At 41.7% G+C, this 24,406-nt stretch carries 22 protein-coding genes; 12 read left to right on the top strand and 10 right to left on the bottom strand.

Annotated elements, in window-relative coordinates; genetic code table 11:
* Nucleotides 1–2 precede the first annotated feature (2 nt).
* The gene (locus HCR01_RS08035; protein ID WP_193195718.1) at nucleotides 3–257 is read right to left on the bottom strand and encodes a hypothetical protein; all 255 of its coding nucleotides are present in this window, start codon (nucleotides 255–257) and stop codon (nucleotides 3–5) included.
* A gap of 9 nt (nucleotides 258–266) precedes the next feature.
* Here HCR01_RS08035 and HCR01_RS08030 point away from each other — a divergent pair, with 9 nt between their 5' ends.
* Both HCR01_RS08030 and HCR01_RS08025 read left to right on the top strand, forming a co-directional pair.
* Nucleotides 267–1,121 carry a DUF4351 domain-containing protein gene (locus tag HCR01_RS08030; RefSeq protein WP_193195717.1) on the top strand — a complete coding sequence of 285 codons (855 nt, stop codon included), beginning with the start codon at nucleotides 267–269 and terminating at the stop codon, nucleotides 1,119–1,121.
* A gap of 10 nt (nucleotides 1,122–1,131) precedes the next feature.
* Nucleotides 1,132–1,998, top strand: coding sequence for a DUF4351 domain-containing protein (locus tag HCR01_RS08025; protein ID WP_193195716.1), 867 nt, complete (start codon nucleotides 1,132–1,134; stop codon nucleotides 1,996–1,998).
* Nucleotides 1,999–2,016: 18 nt separating this feature from the next.
* On the opposite strand, the gene HCR01_RS08020 is transcribed toward HCR01_RS08025, so the two are convergent.
* The 6 genes from HCR01_RS08020 to HCR01_RS07995 all read right to left on the bottom strand — a co-directional run bounded on the left by HCR01_RS08020 (nucleotide 2,017) and on the right by HCR01_RS07995 (nucleotide 8,195).
* The gene (locus HCR01_RS08020; protein WP_193195715.1) at nucleotides 2,017–3,234 is read right to left on the bottom strand and encodes an ABC transporter permease; all 1,218 of its coding nucleotides are present in this window, start codon (nucleotides 3,232–3,234) and stop codon (nucleotides 2,017–2,019) included.
* Nucleotides 3,235–4,701, bottom strand: coding sequence for an efflux RND transporter periplasmic adaptor subunit (locus HCR01_RS08015; protein ID WP_193195714.1), 1,467 nt, complete (start codon nucleotides 4,699–4,701; stop codon nucleotides 3,235–3,237). It abuts the gene before it with no gap.
* Between the two features lie 598 nt (nucleotides 4,702–5,299).
* The gene (locus HCR01_RS08010) at nucleotides 5,300–5,710 is read right to left on the bottom strand and encodes a hypothetical protein (RefSeq protein ID WP_193195713.1); all 411 of its coding nucleotides are present in this window, start codon (nucleotides 5,708–5,710) and stop codon (nucleotides 5,300–5,302) included.
* A gap of 196 nt (nucleotides 5,711–5,906) precedes the next feature.
* A complete protein-coding gene (locus tag HCR01_RS08005) occupies nucleotides 5,907–6,437 on the bottom strand; it encodes a L,D-transpeptidase (protein ID WP_193195712.1) in 531 nt (176 codons plus the stop codon).
* 505 nt (nucleotides 6,438–6,942) lie between these two features.
* A complete protein-coding gene (locus tag HCR01_RS08000; protein ID WP_193195711.1) occupies nucleotides 6,943–7,455 on the bottom strand; it encodes a L,D-transpeptidase in 513 nt (170 codons plus the stop codon).
* A gap of 107 nt (nucleotides 7,456–7,562) precedes the next feature.
* Nucleotides 7,563–8,195, bottom strand: coding sequence for a bifunctional 4-hydroxy-2-oxoglutarate aldolase/2-dehydro-3-deoxy-phosphogluconate aldolase (locus HCR01_RS07995; protein WP_193195710.1), 633 nt, complete (start codon nucleotides 8,193–8,195; stop codon nucleotides 7,563–7,565).
* A 219-nt stretch (nucleotides 8,196–8,414) separates the two neighbouring features.
* On the opposite strand from HCR01_RS07995, the gene HCR01_RS07990 reads away from it, so the two are divergent.
* Nucleotides 8,415–9,563, top strand: a complete 1,149-nt coding sequence (locus HCR01_RS07990; protein ID WP_193195709.1) for a Clp protease N-terminal domain-containing protein — start codon at nucleotides 8,415–8,417, stop codon at nucleotides 9,561–9,563.
* A 13-nt stretch (nucleotides 9,564–9,576) separates the two neighbouring features.
* Here the strand turns inward: HCR01_RS07990 and HCR01_RS07985 are convergent, their stop codons facing one another.
* Nucleotides 9,577–9,828, bottom strand: coding sequence for a hypothetical protein (locus tag HCR01_RS07985; protein ID WP_193195708.1), 252 nt, complete (start codon nucleotides 9,826–9,828; stop codon nucleotides 9,577–9,579).
* 118 nt (nucleotides 9,829–9,946) lie between these two features.
* Between HCR01_RS07985 and HCR01_RS07980 the strand changes: the two genes are divergently transcribed.
* From HCR01_RS07980 to HCR01_RS07960, 5 genes are all read left to right on the top strand, one after another.
* Nucleotides 9,947–10,411, top strand: a complete 465-nt coding sequence (locus HCR01_RS07980; protein ID WP_193195707.1) for a GNAT family N-acetyltransferase — start codon at nucleotides 9,947–9,949, stop codon at nucleotides 10,409–10,411.
* Nucleotides 10,412–11,016: 605 nt separating this feature from the next.
* A complete protein-coding gene (locus HCR01_RS07975; RefSeq protein ID WP_193195706.1) occupies nucleotides 11,017–12,927 on the top strand; it encodes a transketolase in 1,911 nt (636 codons plus the stop codon).
* 244 nt (nucleotides 12,928–13,171) lie between these two features.
* The gene (locus HCR01_RS07970) at nucleotides 13,172–14,014 is read left to right on the top strand and encodes a DUF2382 domain-containing protein (RefSeq protein WP_193195705.1); all 843 of its coding nucleotides are present in this window, start codon (nucleotides 13,172–13,174) and stop codon (nucleotides 14,012–14,014) included.
* A 288-nt stretch (nucleotides 14,015–14,302) separates the two neighbouring features.
* Complete coding sequence (locus tag HCR01_RS07965) at nucleotides 14,303–15,202, top strand: DUF2382 domain-containing protein (RefSeq protein WP_193195704.1); 900 nt, start codon at nucleotides 14,303–14,305, stop codon at nucleotides 15,200–15,202.
* Between the two features lie 159 nt (nucleotides 15,203–15,361).
* A complete protein-coding gene (locus HCR01_RS07960; protein ID WP_193195703.1) occupies nucleotides 15,362–16,252 on the top strand; it encodes a DUF2382 domain-containing protein in 891 nt (296 codons plus the stop codon).
* 67 nt (nucleotides 16,253–16,319) lie between these two features.
* On the opposite strand, the gene HCR01_RS07955 is transcribed toward HCR01_RS07960, so the two are convergent.
* Nucleotides 16,320–17,579 (bottom strand): MFS transporter, encoded by a 1,260-nt coding sequence (locus tag HCR01_RS07955; RefSeq protein WP_226889196.1) that lies wholly within the window; start codon nucleotides 17,577–17,579, stop codon nucleotides 16,320–16,322.
* A 32-nt stretch (nucleotides 17,580–17,611) separates the two neighbouring features.
* Here HCR01_RS07955 and HCR01_RS07950 point away from each other — a divergent pair, with 32 nt between their 5' ends.
* Nucleotides 17,612–18,526 (top strand): ion channel, encoded by a 915-nt coding sequence (locus HCR01_RS07950; protein ID WP_193195702.1) that lies wholly within the window; start codon nucleotides 17,612–17,614, stop codon nucleotides 18,524–18,526.
* Between the two features lie 10 nt (nucleotides 18,527–18,536).
* Here the strand turns inward: HCR01_RS07950 and HCR01_RS07945 are convergent, their stop codons facing one another.
* Nucleotides 18,537–18,749 carry a hypothetical protein gene (locus HCR01_RS07945; RefSeq protein WP_193195701.1) on the bottom strand — a complete coding sequence of 71 codons (213 nt, stop codon included), beginning with the start codon at nucleotides 18,747–18,749 and terminating at the stop codon, nucleotides 18,537–18,539.
* 346 nt (nucleotides 18,750–19,095) lie between these two features.
* On the opposite strand from HCR01_RS07945, the gene HCR01_RS07940 reads away from it, so the two are divergent.
* From HCR01_RS07940 to HCR01_RS07930, 3 genes are all read left to right on the top strand, one after another.
* Nucleotides 19,096–20,793, top strand: coding sequence for an alpha/beta hydrolase (locus tag HCR01_RS07940; protein ID WP_193195700.1), 1,698 nt, complete (start codon nucleotides 19,096–19,098; stop codon nucleotides 20,791–20,793).
* A gap of 965 nt (nucleotides 20,794–21,758) precedes the next feature.
* A complete protein-coding gene (locus HCR01_RS07935) occupies nucleotides 21,759–22,625 on the top strand; it encodes an SDR family NAD(P)-dependent oxidoreductase (RefSeq protein ID WP_193195699.1) in 867 nt (288 codons plus the stop codon).
* Between the two features lie 273 nt (nucleotides 22,626–22,898).
* Nucleotides 22,899–24,404, top strand: a complete 1,506-nt coding sequence (locus tag HCR01_RS07930; RefSeq protein WP_193195698.1) for a glycosyl hydrolase family 57 — start codon at nucleotides 22,899–22,901, stop codon at nucleotides 24,402–24,404.
* Nucleotides 24,405–24,406: the final 2 nt, after the last annotated feature.

The raw sequence follows: 24,406 nt of genomic DNA, 5'->3' as shown, positions 1-24,406 counted from the left end.
TGTTAGTGACCAATCTTGTAATGTTTGTCTTTAATGTCGTAATGTTGATGACCAACGTTGTAATGTTTGTCCTTAATGTCGTAATGTTGATGACCAATGTCGTAATATTTATCCTTAATGTTGTAATGTTGATGACCAACGTTGTAATGTTTGTTCTTAATATTGTAATGTTGGTCACGACAAAATAAAGTTGCTGCATCTACGCCCGTTGTCAGCAGCGCTTTCTTAGTAAAGTGGTATAATACACTACTAATCACACATCCCTCTTGGCTTACGACAATACCTGCAAATACCTTGCCGAAAACTACCCTGCTGAGTTTGCTAGCTGGCTACTCTCAAATGACATCTCAGATATCCAAGTACTGAAAACAGAACTCAACCTGGAACCAATTCGCGCTGATTCTGTGACGTTCCTGCAAATTGCTAACCAAATTCTGCATTTAGAGTTTCAAACTACACCCAAATCCACACCCCCACTTGATTTTCGGATGCTGGATTACTACACCAGATTAAAGCGAGAATACTGGTGTGATATCCAGCAGGTGTTAATTTTTCTTCAAGCTACCTCCTCAGAAATTGCTTTTCAAACTCAGTATCTAGACACCAACACCACACATAGATATCGAGTAATTCGTTTATGGGAAGAAGATCCCACACCACTGCTAGCTAACCCCGCACTTTTACCATTGGCGACATTAGCGAGAACCGACTCACCCGCAAACTTGTTAACTCAAGTCGCTACTGCTGTCGATATGATTGAAGAAACAGACGAGCGACAAAATATATCAGCTTGCGTACAAGTTTTGGCTGGTTTACGGTTTGATAAAAGTCTAATTAAACAACTGTTTAGAGAGGAAATTATGCAAGAATCTGTGATTTACCAAGATATTCTGCAAAAGGGAGAAGAACGAGGAAAGAAACAGGAGGCGTTACAACTGATTCTGCGTCAGTTAACACGTCGATTTAATGCAATTGAGCCAGAGATGCAACAGCAGATTTGCACATTATCCATTACTCAACTGGAGGAGTTAGCTGAGGCATTGCTAGATTTCTCCAGTCAAACTGATTTAGTGAATTACTTAGCAAATATCTCTTTACCTCAATCTAATCAGGAAGATTAAGCGATCGCCCTTGAGTTACGATAACACCTGCAAATACCTTGCCGAAAACTACCCTGCTGAGTTTGCTAGCTGGCTACTCTCAATTGACACTTCCGATATCCAAGTACTCAAAACAGAACTCAATCTGGAACCAATTCGCGCTGATTCTGTAATATTTCTGCAAATCGCCAACCAAATTCTGCATTTAGAGTTTCAGGCTACACCTAAATCCACACCCCCGCTTGACTTTCGGATGCTGGATTACTACACCAGATTAAAACGAGAATACTGGTGCGATATTGAGCAAGTGTTGATTTTCTTACAAGCCACTTCCTCAGAAATTGTTTTGAATACTCAGTATGTAGACAAGAAAACCAGACACGAGTATCGAGTGATTCGTTTATGGGAAGAAGATCCCACACCACTGTTAGCTAACCCTGCACTCTTACCACTAGCGACATTGGCTCAAACCAACTCACCCCAAGCTTTACTAGAGCAAGTCGCTGCTAATGTCGATATGATTGAGGAAACAGACGAGCGACAAAATATATCAGCTTGTGTACAAGTTTTGGCTGGTTTACGGTTTGATAAAAGTCTAATTAAACAACTGTTTAGAGAGGAAATTATGCAAGAATCTGTAATTTACCAAGATATTTTGCAAAAGGGACTGCAACAAGGAGAAGAACGAGGAAAGAAACAGGAGGCGTTACAACTGATTCTGCGTCAGTTAACACGTCGATTTAATGCAATTGAGCCAGAGATGCAACAGCAGATTCGCACATTATCCATTACTCAACTAGAAGAGTTAGCTGAGGCGCTGTTAGATTTCTCCAGTCAAACTGATTTAGTGAATTACTTAGCAAATATCTCTTTACCTCAACCTAATCAGGAAGATTAAGTTTTGCCATCCCCATCACTAAGCACTTCTCAAAGCGACGATGGGGTCGAGTTTAGCGGCGCGACGTGCGGGAACGACACCAAAGAATAAACCAATACCGCCTGAGACACCAACAGCCATTGCGATCGCCACAGGAGAAAGACTCGCTTCTAAAGGAGTCAAGGCTGCCACTAACATGATACCGCTGATCCCAACCGCAGTCCCAACTACGCCACCGATTGCTGAAACAATCACCGCCTCAATCATGAACTGTAGCAAAATATCTTGCTCAGTTGCCCCGATCGCTTTCCGCAATCCGATTTCTTGGGTGCGTTCGGTGACAGAGACAAGCATAATATTCATGATGCCAATGCCGCCGACAAACAGCGATATTCCGGCGATCGCAGCTAGCATAATTGTTAATGCACCTGTGATTTGACCGACAGTTTGCAAAGCATCCTTTTGAGTGTTGATGGTGAAATCATCTTCTCCGATAATTTTGTGTCGCAGACGTAGTAAATTGGTAATCTGAAACTCTGCTGCATCCACACTCTCTGCATTCTTGGCCGAAGCAGCAATGTAAGTTAACTCTAATCCATAGGGTGAAGTTCGCCCGACAATCCGGTTTGCTACGGTGACAACAGGCATTAATCCCGCATCGTCATAATCAACACCGAGGTTTGAGCCTTTGGCTGTTAGGACTCCAATGATTTGAAAGCTGGCGTTTTTAACTCGTAACTGCTGCCCGATGGGGTTACTATTACCAAAAAGTCTTTCTGCTAATTTCGCACCTAACACAATAACTTGATTGCTGCGCTTCATGTCTACGTCAGAAAAAAACCGCCCTCTAGCAACTTCAAAGTCTCGCACTGTCAAGAAGCTGGGAGTTGTACCAATGATATTGACATCAGTGTTTTTATTACGGTAAGTAATCACCTGTCTACTGTTCAATTCCGCAGTAACCGATGCTACCGTTGGTACTTGAGCCGCGATCGCTTCAGCATCTTCTAAAACTAGTGTTTTTGGCAAATCCAAAGAAATACGTTGAGTTTCGCGATTCCCTGGAATCACAAATAACACGTTTGGCCCTAGTGACTCCAACTGCTGAGAGACGTACTTTTGCCCTCCTTCGCCAATACCAATCATGGCAATCACTGAGGCATTACCGATGACAATACCCAGCATGGTGAGGGCGCTACGCAACTTATTTGAAAGCAGGGTTTTCCCTGCCATTTGGACGCTTTCTAGGAAGTTCATTTAATTATTATTCTGTTCTTTCGCCTTTTCGATTTTGTAGTCTTTGGGCGGGTTGATAAAGACGCGATCGCCTGCTTGCAACCCATCTAAAATCTGAGTTTGGTCTTGGATTTGTGCCCCAACTGTAACTTCGCGGAACTGGGGCTTATTGTTTTGATCTGGCATCAGTACACCAGTTTTACCGTTTTCAGTAACAATCGTCACAGTTGGCAATACTAAAGCATTGTTGACGCGATCGCCTAAAAAGGTCAAATCGACATTTAAGCCAGAACGCAGTTTATCTATGCCAGTATCAAGGGCAACCCGCACCTGAAATGATGTCACACCTTGTTCAACTACAGCTTCGGGAGCAATCAGGCGCACTTTACCTTTAAAGACTTGATCGGGATAGGCATCGGCGACAATTTCCACTTGCTGTCCCTGTTTAATTCTGCCTAGATCTGCTTCTGGGACTTGAGCTAACACTTCTAAACCACGTGCTACAGCGACAATTGAACTAGAGGTTGCCGACGCACTGGTAGAAGCAGATGTTGTGGGTGTCACAAATGAGCCAACATTAGCGTACTTTTGCGTCACAATCCCAGAAAAAGGAGCGCGAATAATTGTATCTTCCAACTGCACTTGCACACCTTTCAACTGAGCTTCAGCAGATGCAACAGCAGCTTGACGCTGGACAATTTCTTCAGGACGAGTGCCGTCTTCTAACAGTACTAAGGCTGCTCGTGCTTCGGTGACTGCTGCTTGGCGTTGGTCGATTTCTTCTTGACGAGTACCACTTTGCACTAGTGATAATCGTTTTCGTGCTTCTTCTAAGGCGGCTCTAGCACTTTTGTCTTCGCTAATAGCTTGATCTAATAATTGTTTTTTCTCGGCTCCTTGTTGATACAAGTATTCATAACGCTTTACTTGTTCACTGGTGTAATTGACTTTTGCTTGAGCCGAATCCACTTGAGCTTGAGCTTGAGAAATTTCCTGAGGTCGATTTCCCGCACGAGCTGCGGCTAGCTGAGCTTGGGCTTGGGCTAATCGCGCCTTAGCTTGAGCAATTTCTTGAGGACGACTACCAGCCACGGCTTCAGCTAATTGTGCTTGGCTTTGGGTTAAATTTGCACGATACTGGCGGATTTGGGCATCAATGTTTGCACTATCCATTCGAGCGAGAATTTGCCCTTGTTGAATGCGATCGCCCTGTTCCACATACAATTGCGCTAACACTCCGGGATTTTTCGGACTAATATTCACGCTCTGAACTGGCACTACCTTACCACTAGCAGTAATCCGCAGAGTGACGCTTTTCGCTTCTACAGGCAATGTTAGTTGAGCAATATCTTCCTTGCTTGCGCCTCGTATAAAGTTGTAGGCGGTAGTTGTGCCAACAACCAAAGAACCCGCCGCTATTAGCCCAATTAGCCAGCGTAGTGGATGCTTAACTTTGCCAATAACAGGAATTTCTATATGCGTAGTCATAAATATTAATTTGAATACTCCTTTGCTTGAGTAGCCTTCTTTGGGAGGGCAGGTACAAGAATTTAGAGTTAAAAAACTTTTGGACAGTAACTAGACAAGTAGATAAATTAATATTTGCTTAACTTAACTTCATCATAGCCGTTAAAAATTTTATATGCCTTCACCTGAATGGGTGACTTCACTACCTTTTTTAGGGTAGTCTTACTGAGCAGACAATTTTCTTAGCTCATTTGCGGAGTATCAAAAATAACTTTGATTATCCACAAGAAGCAATACTTCTCGGTTAAAGGGGAAGAGAGTGAATTTAAACCCTTTCCCTTCTCCCTTTAACCTTTGCCTAGGTTCAGGTGTGGATATAAAAAGAAGCTGCTAAGTTGATGCGATCGCAGAAGTTTGAATTATCATTTTTGATCCACCTGCTCGCACCAATGATTTATAAGTTTAATATCTAAAAAGTTCTAAATATTCTTCGAGTGTGTAATAGGGTTTTTGTGTTTCTAATTGCATAAAGATACCACTTATTACTCAACTGCTAAATGGCAATTAATCCACTCCTAAATGTAGTTTAAGAGCAGCATTTATTAATTTATGATCGCCCCTAGTTTAAATCCTCTAATTGCCACCGGAGTGCTTTTTTAGCTTGAATCATTGCGATCGCGTCTTTGACATTCTCATCTAGTACGCATTCTGGAAACGCTGCCACAACTTCTTCAATCTTTTCCATAGGATACCACCAACTTTGGCTTTCCCGATGAAAACGCCATCCTTGTATCGATCTGGCTTTGATCTGAAAAGTTCCTCTTGGGTCACAAGGACTAATCACCACTACTGCATTAAAATCTTGACGAATTTCAATACGCTTGTCTGGTTTTTGTGCATCTAGCTGACGAGCATATTCCAACACCTGTTGTACAAATATCTCTGGTACACGAATGGATTTAGTGGGTAAATGCCGCCATTTTGGGAGATATGGGATTAAATTACGAGCGTTACCACGTTTATTCACCATTTTTATCTCCATGCTTTTTATTTATCAGGTTATTGATGCCAATGTTACTGATTGCTAACAGAGAAGTATTGTTAACAGCCTCTATCTATGGAAAGATATATACTGAGAAAATTTTTATTAAATCCGCCACATTGACCACGGTATAGACGTTGCATTGCTGTGTAGAGACGTTGCATTGCAACGTCTCTACTAATTTCTACCTACGCACCACCACTAAAGTCCCCGTTTTTGTCCAGTTGTATAGCCTGCGAGCTTGCTTGACTGGTAAATTCACACAACCGTGGCTGACTGGAGTCCCAAAACGGTTATGCCAGTATGCACCGTGAATGGCGTAACCTCTATAAAAATACATTGCGTAAGGGACATCAGGAATGTTGTACCCCCTGCCTCGCATCCGATGAGTGCGATACTTGGAATTGATCCGAAATCTACCTATGGGTGTGGGAGTTGATCGCTTACCTCCCGAAATTCGGTATGAATAAACAAGTTTTTTACCTTCCCATGCACGTAACCGTTGCTCAGATAAGTCGATTTCAATCCAGCGAGGTTGGGATACTTGCCTAATGTCAGATATTATGATGCTATTTTCATTTAGTGACCCGGTGGCTATAGCAGAGTTATGATCACCTGTTAACGGTGGCGACCAAGATAACAACGTCGCCACCATTAACACCACGCTTGTACAAATTCTTGAGCCACTTCCACCACTGCGAATCCAGCTTTGCATTATGCATCACCTTTTAAACTACGCAAAAATCATGAAGTAATTTTCTGGAACGCTACAAATTTCCAGAGCGACTTCTAGCTTCCTGTGGAGGATTTACGCAACTCATCCGCAGAGGAAATGATCAGACAAGAGAAATGGCTTTTCGGCATTTTTCTCTTGTCTTCCATCTTCTTAATTGATTTGGTTACATCCGCCAATCAAGGCATATAATTCTGTTTCCTTGAGCTCGATTTTGGCGTTATTGGTATTTTTGATTTAGCTATAACTATCAGCAAATGCAAACTTTCCCTAACTTAATATTTGCATTTGTAATTTCACACAGGAATTGTCAGGATTTACGCTTATTTATGTGGGGCAAATCAGATGAATGCTCCCTTCTATATTCTATTTCAAGTTTAATATCCTGATTCAGGAGATTCCATTAAAAAATCTCGTTTTCATCGCTCAATTGTCTTGATTTGTAGTTATTTCTGATTTTGCAAAATTGTCTTTTAGCTATACTTAACTATTTATGAATAACCACTGGTGTTCCTAGCGATGCCCACTTGAATAACCATTGAGCATGTTTAGGCGCGAGATTTACGCAGCCGTGACTGACTGGAGTACCAAATCTTTTATGCCAGTAGGCTCCGTGAATACCGTAATTGCCTTCATAAAACATTGCATGAGGAACGTTGGGAACGTCGTAGCCCCTACCCCGCATCCGCGTAGACTTCAACTTAGATTGAATCTTAAAAGTACCAATGCGTGTGGGAGTGGATTTTTTGCCAGAAGAAATCTTGGCCCCATAAACAACTTTGTTACCTTCCCAAGCTATTAACCGTTGTTTTGAAAGATTAATTTGAATCCAACGCCGCTCAGATTGTTGTAGTGTCTGGATTTGTTGAGCAATTATCTGATTTTTGGAATTCGCCCAAACTTCGCTTGCATCAACACTAACAACACTCAAAGAAAGTGCTGTACCGGCGAGGAGTATTTTTAAGCGACGCGCCCAGTCAGAATAAATTAGGGTTTTCATAGTAAATACACTCAAATAATGGAGTCTTGGGAAAGTTGTCAGGTTTCACCTTTATTTCCATGTCTATTGCTGCAATAGACGTGAGTTTTCGATGATTTAATCCTAATCTAATTTAACTGTTGTATCAGGTTTTTTGCCTGACTAGCGATCGCTTCCCAATTTCCATCTGTGACAAGCTTTTTGGGAAATAATTCACCACTTAAACCCACGGCGATCGCCCCGGCTTGTAAAAATTCTTTGGCATTTTCCAAGGTGACGCCGCCAGTAGGAATTAAGGGAATCTCACCCAGGGGGCCTTGTAAACTTTTGATATATTGAGCACCTCCCATCGCTTGCACGGGAAACACTTTCACACAACTAGCACCCCTATTCCAAGCGGTAACAATTTCTGTGGGTGTCAGTGCTCCTGGGATAATGGGTACATCTTTTTCGATGGCTACTTGAATCATTGCTGGATCAACATGGGGTGTGAAGAGGAATTGCGCCCCAGATGCGATCGCTTCTTGTAGCTGCTGCACATTAAACAGCGTACCAGTGCCAATTATACAGGCTGGTAATTCCGAACGTAGTTGACTGATTAATTCTGCCGCGCGATCGCTATTCCAGGTAATCTCAATTAGTTGCATTCCCCCAGATGCTACAGCCATTGCCATTTGCTGTCCCAACTTAATTTTGGGGGCGCGGATAACTGCGATCGCTCGGTGTTGTTGCAACTGTGATAACCAAAGTTGATGAGACATTTTGATTTGGACTGGAGATGAGTATTTGGTATTACATATCAGAGATTGGGTTATTGTCCAGTCCCCAAGTTCCCATCAATGTGGCGCTTTTTGTTAAAAACGCTATAAGTACACCTGAGTTTTTTGTAAAGTAAACTTGACACTAAGACAAGTCAAGTTTACGATAAAATTTAGGCAAGGCAAAAACTATGCGAATACACTAGTTTTTTTAGCCAAGCAATGCAAAATCGTTTACGTCTTCTTAGAACTCAACGCAATTGGTCACAGGCGGAATTAGCGAAACTTTTAAGCGTGAGTCGTCAAACCATCAACGCTATTGAAGTTGGCAAATACGACCCAAGTTTGTCCTTAGCTTTCAAAATTGCCAAGGTATTCCGCTATCCCATTCAATTCATCTTCTTACCAGAGGAAAATTCTATGTTTGAAAGATTCACCGCCAAAGCATATCGAGCGATCGTGCTTGCACAAGGCGAAGGTGAGCGCTTAGGACATCAGTTTGTTGGTACTGAACAGATTTTGATTGGATTGATTGCAGAAGGGAATGGTCTTGCGGCCAAGATTCTCAAGTCTACTGGTATTACCCTTGAGGCTGCTCAAACTGAGGTGGAAAAAATTATTGGTCGTGGGACTGGAATTCAAGGCGTAGAGTATCCCTTTACTCCCAAAGGTAAGCAAGTTTTGGATTTCGCTGTTGAACAATCTCAGAAATTAGGTCACACATTCATTGGTACAGAGCATCTTCTACTAGGTGTGCTGAGTGTCTCAGATGGGGTAGCAGTGATGGTACTCAAAAAGCTAGGCGTCAACCTTCAAAATCTTTGGCAAGAAGTGCTGACAGAGATCACATCATTAGGCATACCAGCGGCAACTATCAGCCCTAACAGAAATTTTATCCGTGAAGATGACTTGAGTGAGTCCCCGCCTGATTTTACCTCTGGTGAAATTAGCGCTCGATTTTGTGCATTTTTGTTTTCTTGGGTAGAACCGCGCCAGCTAGGGCATATTATTGGCTCTAGAAGTGGATTTCAGCTACCTAATGGAGATATTGTTGCACCACGGATCTCATTCTTTTCACGAGAACGCTTGAAGCGAGTACCGCGAACTTATCCCGAATTAGTGCCTGATCTGGTAGTGGAGATTAAATCTGCTTTTGACCGATTGATATCTGTGCAGCAAATAATTCAAAGATTTTTAGACTTGGGAGTGAAGGTAGCACTATTAATTGATCCAGATTCTCAGACTGTATCAGTTTATCGACCCAGCAGCGGAGTGACGGTATTAGGAAATGGGGAAAAACTCACTGTCTCAGAGTTATTTCCTGAGTGGGAACTTGTAGTTTCTGAACTTTGGCCGCCTGTGTTTGATTGAGAACGCTCAATACTTAAATAGTCAAAAAGAACACAATGAGGATGATGCTGAGGACAAAAGCGAACAACAGCGCATATTCAAATCTGCGACTAAAAAACCCTACAACGGCGACCAAGCTTAGCAACAGAATTGTAATGCCAATATACTGTTCACGTTGCCAGCCTTTAGCAATTAGTGAATCTTTGGGAGTTATACCGGGGGAGGGAATTTCTTGAACTGTGCCTGGTGTTCGTGGTACTGCAAATTCTTCAGTTGGTGAAGCCATAAAAACCTCGTATTAAGTGCGAAAACTAAAACCTATCTGCGGCTTACTATGAGAAACTTAAAGCTGGCGATCGCTGCGAATATTTCCATTACAATTATTTTCATCAATACCCTTACTCATGCATTTACGAATATACAAAATAGACGACACTGAAGAAATTATCAAATTGTTTTATGACACAGTTCATGAGGTGAATATTCATGATTATACAAAAGCTCAAGTAGATGCTTGGGCATCGACAAATACAGATATCGAAGTTTGGATTAGACGTTTAGGAGATAAGTTTACTTATGTGGCAGAGGAAGGTAATCAAATTATTGGTTTTGGGCAATTAGAAGCAAATGGTCATATTGACTGCTTTTATTGCCATAAAGATTTTCAAAGGCAAGGAGTTGGCACACAAATCTTAGAACAGATTGAATTAAAAGCAAAGGCTTTAGAGATTAAAAAGTTATTCACAGAAGCCAGTGTTACAGCTAAACCTTTTTTTGAAAGTAAGAACTTTATTGTTGTTAGAAAGCAAGAGGTAGAACGTAGGGGTCAAAAATTCATTAACTTTGTGATGGAAAAACTTATTTATTAATTTCTCAATTTGCATCTAATTAATCTTATAGGCATTTTTTGTATTATATAAACCAAGACTAAGTATAAAACTCAAGGGTGAGATGAATTATAGCTAGTATTAATCAATACATCCATCTAAAATAATAAAATCGGTTGTAATTTTTGTCTGCCTTGAGAGATAAACAACGATTATTCCATTAGAAAGAAGTTATTATTCTTTCCACTCTCTAAAGTTAACCAAAGAAGAGAGAAAAATGAGAAAAAATACTCTGACCAAGATTACTCACATTCTTATCTCTTTCTAGTTTAAAAAATTACTACTTAGCTAGTAGTCTGCCAATCCCAAATTACTAGGTGAGGGTTGGAGAAAGGTTAAAGGAAAAAGGACAAGGGATAAAACACCTTTTGCCTTTACTCCTTCCCCTTTACCTCGCCAAGGGAACTTAGCGAACTACCAGTCAGTATTGGTGTTCTAGTTTAGACCTGGACGCCTAGTTATCAGCGGCATAGTCCAAAGGTTTGGATGAAAATTTTGCTGCTTCATAACTTTTTCGATTTTTAACCCTGTCCTCTTCACCATTACTTATTGATAAATTCCCTGTATTTTCATTCAGGAAAACAACTATGACCACACAGGAGCAACTGCACCAATGGCATGAGCTGGCACAACAGTTGCGTGTAGATAGTATTCGCGCCACAACTATTGCCGGTTCGGGTCATCCTACTTCGTCGATGTCTGCTGCCGATTTAATAGCGGTTTTAATATCTAAATATCTCCGCTATGACTTTGATAATCCACATTACCCCAATAACGATCGCTTCATCCTCTCAAAAGGACACGCTGCACCGCTACTCTATGCCATGTATAAAGCTGCGGGAGTAATCAGCGATGAAGAGTTGCTGTCGCTGCGAAAATTGGGGAGTCGCTTGGAAGGTCATCCTACACCAGTTTTACCCTGGGTTGATGTGGCGACTGGCTCTTTGGGGCAAGGATTACCGATTGGTGTAGGAGTGGCTCTAGCAGGTAAATATTTAGATCAATTGCCATACCATGTCTGGGTGCTACTTGGTGATAGTGAAACAGCTGAAGGGTCAGTATGGGAGGCTTTTGATCATGCTGGACACTACACTCTAGACAATCTAATTGCCATTATCGATGTCAATCGACTAGGGCAACGTGGTCAAACTGAACTGGGTTGGAACACACAAGCTTACGCTACTCGTGCCAGAGCCTTTGGCTGGCAAGCGATTGAGATTGATGGTAACAACTTGATGGAGATTGATCAAGCATTTAGCGCTGCTTTGAGCATTAACGATCGCCCCACGGTAATTATTGCACGGACGAAAAAAGGCAAAGGTGTGGTTGCTTTAGAAGATTTAAGTGGTTGGCATGGCAAAGCACTGAAACCAGAACAGGAAAAAAAGGCGATCGCCGAGCTAGGTGGTGAACGCCATATTACAATTCAGGTAGATAAGCCTGAACAAGTTCAACCCGCTACAATTGCTAATCCTCAACCTTTGCAACTTCCTACTTATGAGAAAGGCGCAAAGATCCCAACACGTCGCGCTTATGGTGATGTTCTCAAAGCTCTGGGAACAGCTCAACCTGATGTGATTGCCCTTGATGCCGAGGTGAGTAATTCCACTTACGCTGAAGATTTTGCCGAAGCCTTTCCTGAGCGCTACTTTGAGATGTACATTGCTGAACAGCAACTAGTAGCAGCTGCGGTGGGTTTGCAAGTGCGACAATACAAACCCTTTGCTTCTACCTTCGCCGCCTTCTTAAGTAGAGCCTACGACTTTGTACGGATGGCTGCAATCTCACGCGCCAACATTAAATTAGTGGGTTCTCATGCTGGGGTGTCGATTGGTGAAGATGGCCCTTCCCAAATGGCATTGGAGGATTTAGCTGCCTTCCAAGCGGTGTGGAGTAGTACTGTATTATATCCGAGTGATGCCAATCAGACTGCTAAACTAGTAGCTCAAATGAGCGATCGCGATGGAGTTGTTTACCTCCGCACCACACGGGAAAGTACACCAGTTATCTATGGTGCTGCTGAAGAGTTTCCTATTGGTGGCAGCAAAGTAGTCTATAGTTCTCCAAAAGATCAAGCCACTGTGATTGCTGCTGGTATTACTTTACATGAAGCGCTCAAGGCTTGCGATCGCTTAAAAAATGAAGACATCACGGTGCGCGTTATTGATGCTTATTCTGTCAAACCCATTGATGTGCAGACACTTCATCAAGCTGCACACGATACAAATGGTAATTTAGTAGTCGTTGAAGATCACTGGAGTGAAGGCGGATTAGGTGCTGCTGTACTTGATGCTTTTGCTGGTACTGGTAATACTCCCACTTACAACGGCCCCCAACTACGACTAATTAAGCTAGCAGTGCGTGATATGCCAGGTTCCGGCACACCAGAACAACTGCTTCATGCCGCCAAAATTGACGCCGATGCTATTGTTGACGCGGTGAAATCGCAAGTTAGAAAGCCAATAGGGGCATCAGCTAAGTTGTATGCCGAGCGATGATGGATAAACTTAAGACTTCTTTGGATTTCACTTATAAAGTACTAGTAGTTCACCAACCCAAAAAAGACAGTGTAGGTTGTGAAAAGTTTATTCTTTTCCCCCTTACCCAGCCAATTTTCCTTGGCAGACTACTAGCCACCAAGCATAAAATATCTCACTTGAATTAAGTCGCCAGTATGAGGAAAACTAGCATCAGATTTTTTACGCTTGGAGATAGATATTTTAAATAATCTGGGAACAGCATATGCCTCTTCACAAACTTGAACATTTTGACCCAAACTATCGAGAAACTTTTGGCGGTGATGATGTTAAAGCGTTAGATGTTTATACTCATGGCGGAGAAAGAATAGGCTCAGTTGCCGATGTTTTAGTTGATCAAGACGGTCGTTTTCGGTATTTAGTTCTTGATACCAGCTTAGACTTCGTTAGTAAGAAAATACTACTACCTATTGGACTTTCTCGCATCAATTATCCTGAAAGACGTGTTTCTGTGAATGGACTAAGTAAACAGCAAATAGAAAATTTACCTGAGTACAGAGAAGATGTGATCGTTGATGAAGAATATGAAGAAAAAGTACGTAGTATATTTCGCTCCTCAACTAGCAATGTGATTTATGATCGCGAGACATATAATTACCAGCAAGAACCAGCTTTATACGATTGGAATGAGCAATATAATCAAACTTTCAGACTTTATGAAGAACGATTAATTGCCAATAAGCACCGTGTAAAAACCGGAGAAGTAGCAGTTAGTAAGCACATCGAAACGGAAACTGCACGCGTTGCAGTACCTGTCCAAAAAGAACGTGTTTTGATTGAACGAGTTTTACCAACACCAGGGGGGACGGTAGTAGATCCCAGTGAACTTAAGTTCCAAGAAGGAGAAGTCGCACGCATAGAAGTATACGAAGAAATGCCTAGCATTCACAAAGAAGCATTTGTGCGCGAAGAGATTCGAGTCAAAAAAGTTGTAGAGCGAGATACTGTAGAAGCACAAGATACAATTCGTCGAGAAGAGTTAGATGTGAATACAGCGGGTGAGTTACGTGGGAATGAAAATGCTGGGACTACACATCAAGCAATGTAAGTAGCTAGTTCATAGATTTGTTAGGCACATTCCTTATAAAAAATTATGCAGGCAGAGTAAATTTTTATCTCTACCTGCACTTTTAATTTTGCCAGCAATAATGCACTAAATATTAATTACGTTTTCAAAGTTTCATACTGAAATATTTAATTTATTTATCTGCACAAAAAATACCTATAACTTTTGATGCTACGTTCTTGAGACAATTCATTCGCTGGAAGGAGGTAGAAAAGTAAAGAAATGCCTAATTTAGAACTATACGATACAGAAAACTTGAGGGCTAATATAATGGTTCTTTACAAATTAGAAGATTTTGAGCCTAATTATCGAGATACTTTTGAAGGTCGGGAAATCAAGGGTCTTGGTGTTTACACAGAAGGAACTGATGAAAAAATTGGCTCTGTAAGTGATGTTCTGGTAGATGAAGAAGGTCATTTTCGCTATCTAGTAGTTGACTTAGGTTTCTGGATTTTTGGCAAGAAAGTATTGCTCCCAATTGGTCGTACTCGTATTGACTACAATGTTGATCGTGCCTACGCCGTTGGTATGACTAGAGAGCAAGCAGAAGCTTTACCTGAGTTTGATGAACGCCAAACTCTTGATTATGACTATGAAGAACGGGTACGTGGTGTATATCGCGGTTCGGGAGACTATACTCGACCTGTAGAAGCATCAACTCCTTTGGAAGCATCAGCACCTTTAGGTACAAACTATCAGTCGGCGACGACCCCCACACCAACTTACAACCGCGATAACTACACTTACGAACATGAACCTTCTTTATACGGGTTGAATGAGGGAGATCATCAAACCCTAAAATTGTATGAAGAAAGGTTAGTTGCAAATAAGAGACGCCAAAAAACTGGAGAAGTAGCGATTGGTAAGCACGTTGAAACTGAGACTGCACGAGTTGCAGTACCGGTGGAAAGAGAGAGAGTTGTAATTGAACGTGTAACTCCAACAGACGCCGGAACTGCTGTTTCCTCTCGCGAAGCTAACTTCCGTGAAGGCGAAGTTGCTCGTATGGAAATTCACGAAGAAACTCCTGAGATTCGCAAAGAAGCATTTGTGCGTGAAGAAGTTAGAGTTAGAAAAGTCGTAGATCAAGACACAGTTGAAACTCAAGAAACTGTGCGTCGTGAAGAGTTAGATGTGGATGCTTCTGGTCTTCCAATTGAAGAACGTTAAACGACATAGACATTAGTTATTAGCTAATGACTGATGTAATATAGTGCAGGTGGGGCTGTCTGATTAGCTTTACCTGTACTTCTAATAACTGAAATATGGTAAAAAAATTTGATGTAGCTGAGTAAAAATCAGTTCATATTTGTATATAAATAAATAGCGATGGTACAAAACGTTGAACAGGCAAAATTAAAATCTCGCGTTAACAACTTACTAGCCGACCTAAAAAAAAAGGTAAAGAATTTTACTGTATTCGATAGGCAAGGTCAGCGAGTAGGGGAGGTTCAAGATTTAGTTGTGGATGCTGATCATCAACTAAATTTGATTATATCTAAGCAGGTGAATCAACAAAATTTAGAACACGATTATCTGTTTGGAGACCAGTATTCTTTATTTCGATTGCAGAGTCAGAAAATAAAAAAAATTGATAAGCCGACTAAATCTGTTTTCATAGATCTAGATCAATTAGAAATAGAGCGCATGCCTGAATATTTAGGAACAGAAACACCAGGCGACCAAAAACTATCAGAAAACTCAACTGAGTCAATAGTACATAGTCAAACTACGACTAACAAGGTTGAGTCAGTGGACTTAGAAGAGGTCGGAGAAGAAAAGATTATTCGTCTACTAGAGGAACGATTATTCGTTGAAACTGGTAAGCGGAAAGTTGGAGAGGTTATTGTTCGCAAACAAATCGAAACCCGGATGATCCAAGTTCCAATTCGGCGAGAGAAGCTGATTGTGGAACAAGTCAGCCCAGAGCACAAGCAACTCGCAGAAATTGATTTAGGAGAACAGGAGATTGTTAGCGTTGAATTGACTGAAGCGGAAAGACTTGAAATTGCAAATTTTGATAGTGGTTTAACAGTGAGTGGCGAATTTAGTTCGCCTAAAATTGCTAGTTTATTGTTAAATGCGATCGCCCTAGAGCGAAATCATGGATGCAAGCAGGTACGAGTGACCATTGTTGTTGAAGATGAGTCACGCCAGAAAAAATATCAAGAGTGGTTTGACCGCTGTTCTAAAGGTCAACAACCAAAGCCTGAAAAATAAGCTTCTAGCAAATTAATTAGCACTAGGGTGGGCAATGCTCACCCTATATTTTTGCGATGAATTTCATTCATTTAACTTGATTCGCGTATCGTTTGCGAGTAGCTATTGCCAAAAATAATACTACAAAAGTTAATATTCCAGCTAAATATAACGGATAGCTATAGGTCTTGGGATTCGATTGATGAATCAGCATTCCGGCAATCACAGGCCCAACGCCATTGGCAATGCTTAAATAAGATGCGTTTAACCCCATTGCAGTTCCTTGATCTTGCAGTTTAGCGTTGAGAGAAATTAGTGTGTTGATCATGGGTTGAACTAAAGAATTGAACAGTGAAAAAACTATAGTAACTCCCACAAAATAAACAATGTTTGGCCAAACTGGCATGAGAACAAATGATAGACTGCGGATAAATAAGCCTAAAAATAATATACTAACTAGGTTAAATCTCCGATTGAGAAGTGAGACACCCCAAGTCTGCATGATTACACCTAGGACGCCAAATGTAAGAAACATCAGTGTTAAAGACTGGCTATTTTGACCCAATACGTTAAGAAAGTAAGGTTGAAAAGCATAAGTAAAGATAGTAAAAGTTGTGCCAATAAAAAAGTTGATTATTAGCAGAATACCAACTTTAGGTATAGCCAAACCTTTGATTAAATTTCCTAAACCTAAATCAAAAATGTTGTGCGCTTTTTCAGCCTTATTTTGTAGAGTTTCCGGTAAATAAAAGGCTGTAATTAAAAGCGCTACAAATGCGATCGCACCTGAAACCAAAAATGCAGCACCTAAAGAAATTTGCTGTGCTAATAAACTTGTAACTGGCCCTAATACAAAGCCTAACCCTAATGCTGCCCCATAAATCCCAAAACCGCGAGCGCGATTTTCTGGAGTGGTAATGTCTGAAATAACCGCTTGAGCAACAGAAGTGTTGCCTCCAGTGATGCCATCTAAGAGTCGAGCTAGAAAAAGAACAACTGCTGTTGTTGCTGTTCCAGCTATTAAGTTAGCGATCACAGTCCCAGCTAAACTGATGATCAATAAAGGCTTGCGTCCAAAGCGATCTGACAGTTTACCGATGACGGGAGTTGCGAAAAACTGAGCTATAGAGTAAATCGAAAATAGCAAACTGGTCTGGAAATCGCTAAGCCCGAATTGTTTGCCATAAAGATAGATAATGGGAATTAAAACTGTAAAACTAAGGGAATTAATAAAGGCAATTAAAGCAGTAATCCAGAAATTTCGATTCATCAGCGATATATAACCACCAGGTTGTAACTTTGCGATCGCTCGCACTGCAACTAAAGACAGCGACTTTTCAATAGTCATACTACCACTCGCCGTTCTTTTGGCTACTCCCAATGAAATTTCGACTGAAGAGACTTTCACGGAAGCAACGACAGCGTTTGATCCCACGAATTCATATCAAAATCCAAGATGGACAGTTTGAAATTATGGGTATGGGTGTATGGTATTCCTACTGGCGTGACCCATACCATCTGCTGCTAACAATTCCTTGGACTGCCTTCCTGGCTCTAATAGCTGCTTTGTATGTGGGAATTAATGCCCTGTTTGCCTTAGCTTATTTAGCAGGAGGCGATTGTATTGAGAACGCTCGACCAGGCAATTTTTTAGATGCTTTTTTCTTCAGCGTGCAAACACTGGCATCTATCGGTTACGGTGCGATGTATCCTAAAACAACTTATGCCAATACCATTGTGACGATTGAAGCAATGGCAGGTTTGGTGGGAATTGCTGTGATGACGGGACTAGCTTTTGCCCGATTTTCCCGACCAACTGCACGGGTTCTCTTTAGCCGTGTAGCGGTGATTACACCTCACGAGGGAGTGCCCACTTTGATGTTTCGCGCCGCTAATGAGCGCCGCAATCAGATTCTAGAGGCGCAGATGCGCGTGTACCTGATGCGTGACGAAGTAACGGTAGAAGGACACTTAATGCGTCGCTTCCACGATCTCAAACTCTTGAGAAGTCAAACCCCTAGCTTCATGTTAAGTTGGTCAGCGATGCATCCAATTGATGAGTATAGTCCTCTGTATGGGATGAGCGCTGAGTCGCTAATTCAGACGAAAACTACTCTTGTGATCTCGCTAAGTGGCATTGATGAAACAGTTGCACAAGTTGTTCACGCCCGGCATAACTATAGTGCTAATGAGATTTTGTGGAACTATCAGTTTGTCGATATTATTCACTACACAAGCGAAGGGCATCGCTACATCGATTACAACCACTTCCACGATATTTTGCCCTTAGATTAATGGATTATGGTTAGAACTGCTCTTGAGTATCAGAGTTCTCATTAAGCGGTATTGGTAATGGTTTAACGACAACTCGACCATTCTCAACCACAGTGCAATTTTTAACCGCACTCTTGCTGTGGTTGACTGGGACATCTTGGGACTGGTTTTGATGGAAGTTATTTTGCTCCTGTTGTTGGTTGAGGACAACGACACAACAGGCACAAGATGGGAGGGACGACATAGAAGGTATTTTGATCTCTACTTTAATTATCGCGCTGCTGATATAGTTTGGCTGAAAAATTTGCGCTGTCCAGATCCCCGACTTCTTTGAGAAGTCGGGGATCTAACTTTTCAGGATGTTACTAGGCTTTGCCATACCATCTATACTGATCCACATTATTAACTTAAATTTATTTCAACGCAGGTCATAGCATAGGTGCAAAGCTATAAACGCAAATACTTGCTTTGTTATGCTTGTAGCCAATTTGATATATGTAAATTAAGTAAACAGGAAAGCGGTATAGCTCCCGCTCTGCTTTTCTCCCCGCCTAAACTGATTTGGTAGGGTTAAACAGCGGGTTGTTCTAATGAAAAAATTTCTAAAATACCTGAGTTTAGGGCTGTTATCTACTGTTTGTACTGCAACTCCTGGACTGGGAGCCGATCGCATCAGCTTTTATTACCCTCCCTTTGGGGAATTTTCTTTGCCAGTTAACTCGCTAGAAACTTTTGCTAAAGAAGGCAAAATCGATGAAGACCTTTCATTTTATGCCAGTCGTGCAACTCCCGAACAACTAGCTCAACTGCGGGATCTACTCCAGCAGCGTTTCAATGTTACTCCTACTTTAGTGTCTCAAGTTACCTACTCACCTGTAGGTGAGCAGTTAATGAAGCGTTTAGGAGAATTATTACTCACTGAGTCTCGCAAAAATGGCTTCTATGCCATACGTGCTGCTTTAATTTTGGCTGCTGCTGATAAAGATGGCTTAACAGTTCTGAATTTGCTGCGTAGGTTTCCTAGCAATACTATGCGGGTAAATTTTACAGAGGGGTTAAGAATAGTTGATGACTTGTCGCAATTGCTTGAAAGAAGAGATCAAGTTGTGGCTTTTCTGCAAAAACAAACGATGGCTCAAGCACCTAATTCAACTGTTGACTTTTCGCAACAGCTTGATTTGCGATCGCCTGGAAAATTCCGCTGGGCTATCACAAGTCTGGAGCTAAATGACATTTCTCGCAATCGCCGGATGCCGGTGGATTTGTATTTACCTGTAGCAACCCCACAAAGCACACCAGATATATCCTCATCAGCCTTTCCCCTAATGGTAATTTCTCACGGCGTCGCCTCAGACCGCTCTACCTTTGTCTATCTGGCGAAACATCTAGCATCCTATGGTTTTGCTGTGGCGGTGTTGGAACATCCTGGTAGTAATGCTGAACGCTTTGAGCAATATTTTTCGGGTTTGGCAGGCCCACCAGAAGCCCAGGAATTTATTGATCGACCTTTGGACATCAAGTTTCTACTTAATGAACTCCAGCGCCTAGAAAAGGTTGATCCTAACCTCCAAGGGAAACTCAATTTACAGCAAGTCGGGGCGATCGGTCACTCGTTTGGTGGTTATACTGTTTTGAGTTTGGCGGGAGCAAAGATTAACTTTGACCAACTCCGCCAAGACTGTAATTCCAATAACTCATCTTTAAATGTGTCGCTCGTGTTGCAGTGTCAAGCAATTGAGTTACCCCCATTAAATTATCAACTCAAAGACGATCGCATTAAGGTCGTCATTGCCATCAATCCTATTAACAGTTCTGTTTTAGGTGAAAGCGGCGTCAGCCAAATTAAAGTTCCTGTAATGCTGGTGACAGCTAGTCAAGATATTTTTGCCCCACCCGTACCTGAACAGATTCGCCCCTTCACCTGGCTTTCTAACCCCAATAAGTACCTAGTCTTGATTGAAAACGCCACTCACTTTACTGCTATTGACGAACCTACTTCTGAGAATAATGTGTTACCCGTGCCACCTGCCTTGCTAGGCCCTAACCGTACTGCTGCTTATTCTTATGTCAATGCCTTAAGTGTGGCTTTCTTAGAAACCCATCTTCTTAACCGCCCAGAATACCGCTCTTATTTGCAGCCATCCTACGCCAGATTCATCAGTAAAGAGCCTCTGAATCTCAGCATTTTCCAGTCGTTGCCGATAGATCAGTTAAATCAAATCTGGAATGGGTCAACTCCCCAGTCAGCTAAGCCATCAAATCCTCAACCTGTCTCTGCACCGCCTTAACGTAAGCTTGATAAACCTCTCCCTGCCTTAAACTTTAGTTCAAGTCTGTCTCTCCGAGTCGGCTACGGTGTACACACAAGTCTTTGAGAGCTGCCCCACAGGCTTTTGATCCCCCCAACCCCCCTTCAAAAGGGGGGCAAAAACCTCTCAAAGTCCCCCTTTTGAAGGGGGATTTAGGAGGATATACAACGATTTTGGTTTTGTACAGAGATGTGTGTACACCGTAGCTCCGAGTCGGAGAGGGACAGTTTAGTCTCGTTCCTAATCTCCGACTAGTTTTGACTATATATCTATATATGTGCAATTGGAATACTGAGATCTTCGTAGTACAGACTAGGCAATGATCCCCATCTTCTGTTACCTAAAAAGCTTATTAAAAATTTGAAATAAGCGTATAAAAAAGATGCTTTGTTTGTATCTAAAGCTACGGTTTTTTGAGAAAAATTTTGTAAAAAAATCAAGTTTTTTGCCGTTCTAGAGGATGTTTGGTGTGTTTGTCAAGGAATTAGGATATTTTTCCAGCAGTATTCATAAAAACTTATATAACAAAATATTTTCTATATATATACTGGATATTAACAAGTATTAAGAAATGCTTATTTAAAAAATATTGCAATACCTTGATTTAATTGCTAACGTGTGTATGGCAACGATGCTGATGAGCGCTCTAAGCTAAAAGAGGTAAAACCTATGAGCTATATCCATTCAGCCAACTGTGTTAGGAATTGATTGTCGGGTTAAAAGCGAGAAGTTCCTGCCTCGTATAGATAAATGGTGAGGTATTAATGGTGAGGTATTGCAGATTAACCCAGAAATATCTCGTTGCTAAAGGCTAAGGGCCGTTCTGTTTTCAATTACAACTAATTATTTGTCTTACCATGTGCCGGGATGCGAGTAATTCTAACTGTGTCTGTCGGCAATGCAGAAGAAATGCGGTAAGACTTAGATTCTGGAGGTTAGAACCCATGAATATTCAAGGTAAGGTTGCTTTAATTACTGGGGCTTCCCGTGGTATTGGGAGAGCGATCGCCCTGCAACTAGCCCAACAAGGCATACAACGGCTGATATTAGTAGCACGCGATCGCCAAAAGTTAGTGGAAGTAGCCAACGAAATCGAGGCGATGGGTATAGAGACTGCGATCGTGGCATTAGATTTGACTCAGCCAGTAGATGTGAATATTGCCATTGCTCAACTTTGGCGCAGTTATGGGCCAATACATCTACTGGTTAATTGTGCGGGAGTTGCATACCAAAACTCGTTTTTGCAATCTAAACTGCCCCAAGTTCAAGAAGAACTCTCTGTGAATTTATTGGGAATGTACACCCTGACGAGCCTAATAGCTCGACGCATGGCCAGCCAAAAGCAAGGGACAATTGTCAATGTATCGAGCCTAATGGGGAAAGTTGCTGCACCGACGATGGCAACTTACTCAGCTACCAAGTTTGCCATCTTAGGGTTTACCCAAGCCTTACGCCGAGAATTAGCTGAACACAATATCCGAGTGATTGCATTACTGCCTTCTCTCACAGACACAGACATGGTGCGCGACTTAAAATTATTTCGCTGGGTGATCCCCATGACTCCCCAGCAAGTGGCTCAAGTACTCGTCACTGGACTACAAAGAGATGCGCCAGAAATTTTAGTGGGATGGCAATGTCATTTAGCTGTGTGGTGTCAACGCCTTGCTCCTTGGTTGCTAGATCTGATTTTACGAATAGCAACCCCGCCAAGAAAACAACAGTCTGGCGAAAAACTCAAGAAGCTAATACCAAAACTGAATTTTTCGACGAGAATGCATCGTTTCAGTGATTTGTTCTGGTCAAGAACATGATTACTTTCGTGTCTGCACGTCAGTTGTTATAGTTCAATTACTAAATTAAGACGATTGAGGTTGTCTTGGAACTGCTGCAAGCAGTGGCGCTAGCTTTGCAGCAGTTGTAAGGCGATTCTTTCTTGAAAATAGTACGCAAACTTATAATACAAAGTTGCAGTCAGAAAGCTTCTGTCTGTCTCTTAACTCCCTAATAAAGATATCTCAACTAAAGCGGCCAGGCTGTTGCATTGGTTAGATAATTAAATAGCCTTTATTTCGGAGCAATCAGAAATGCTTTCCTTCCCTACAACTCTTGCTACTTTGCCCGAAATCATTGATGGCTTGCCGAATATATCTGGTTGGGAAACAGAGGTTCTCTCTGTAGTAAACCATGATAAGTCTGTATTTTTACCAACAACAAATATCCGATTAGAAGATGTAAATGCTGTGTTTGCGATCGCCTTACACATGCACCAGCCAACTATTCCCGCTGGACATGATGGCGCATTCATCAGCAATCTGCAATATATGTTTGAACATCCCAATGAAGGGGATAACCACAATGCAGGCCCTTTTGCCTACTGTTACAGCCGCATGGGAGAGTTAATTCCCGAACTCATCAATCAAGGTTGCAATCCGCGCGTGATGTTGGATTACTCTGGTAATCTTCTGTGGGGACTCAGACAGATGGGACGTAGCGACGTACTCGATAACCTCAAACGAATTACTTGCGATCGCACCTATCAACCTTATGTAGAGTGGCTGGGTACAATGTGGAGCCATGCCGTTATTCCTTCCACACCCATACCAGATATTAAATTGCATATCATCGCATGGCAACAATATTTTGCTGCAATTTTTGGCTGGGAAGCACTAGCGCGAGTCAAAGGATTTTCACCCCCAGAAATGCACCTACCAAATCACCCCGATACCCTCTTTGAATTTGTCAAAGCTTTAAAAGAATGTGGATATCGTTGGCTACTTGTGCAAGAACATTCTGTAGAAACAATTAACGGTCAATCTCTCATCCACAAACATTTACCACACCGTTTGATTGCTCGCAATTCTCAAGGCGAAACAATTAGCATCACAGCCTTAATAAAAACCCAAGGTTCAGATACTAAATTAGTCGCACAAATGCAGCCTTACTATGAAGCTAAAACTTTATCTAAACAAAAACTGGGAAATACATTTGTACCGCCAATAGTTAGCCAAATTGGTGATGGCGAAAATGGTGGCGTCATGATGAATGAATTTCCTAGCGCTTTTAACCAAGCTTGGCGGGACATGGTGCAGCACGGGGGAGGAAAATCAGGTGTTGTTGGGGTATGTGGTACAGAATATTTGGAATTAATCGAAGCCGCTGGTTGTAAACCTGAAGATTATCCAACTTGCCAGCCAGTGGGGCAACATCATATTTGGGAACGAGTTTCACCAGATAATTGCCAACCCGAAGCTGTAGTAAATGCTATTAAAGAATTAAAGCAAATCAACCCTAATTTTCACATGGATGGAGCCTCGTGGACGAATCATATCAGTTGGGTAGAAGGATATGAAAATGTTTTGACTCCCATGTACAAATTAAGCAGTTTGTTCCATCAAAAGGTTGATCCATTACTGCAAATTAACTCAGCAGAATCTTTTACTAGACAATCTCACTACCGCAGTCTTTTGCTACATAATCTTTTGCTACAAACCAGTTGTTTTCGTTATTGGGGACAAGGCGCTTGGACTGATTACGCACGCGATATCTACCAACGTGGCGAAAATTTACTGTTATCAACATTTAAAGAATAGCC

Origin of the sequence: Nostoc sp. MG11 (genome assembly GCF_014904695.1) — a bacterium.
Lineage (GTDB): Bacteria > Cyanobacteriota > Cyanobacteriia > Cyanobacteriales > Nostocaceae > Komarekiella.
The sequence above is the reverse complement of the archived record's forward strand: the minus strand, read 5'-3'. Positions and strand labels throughout refer to the sequence as shown.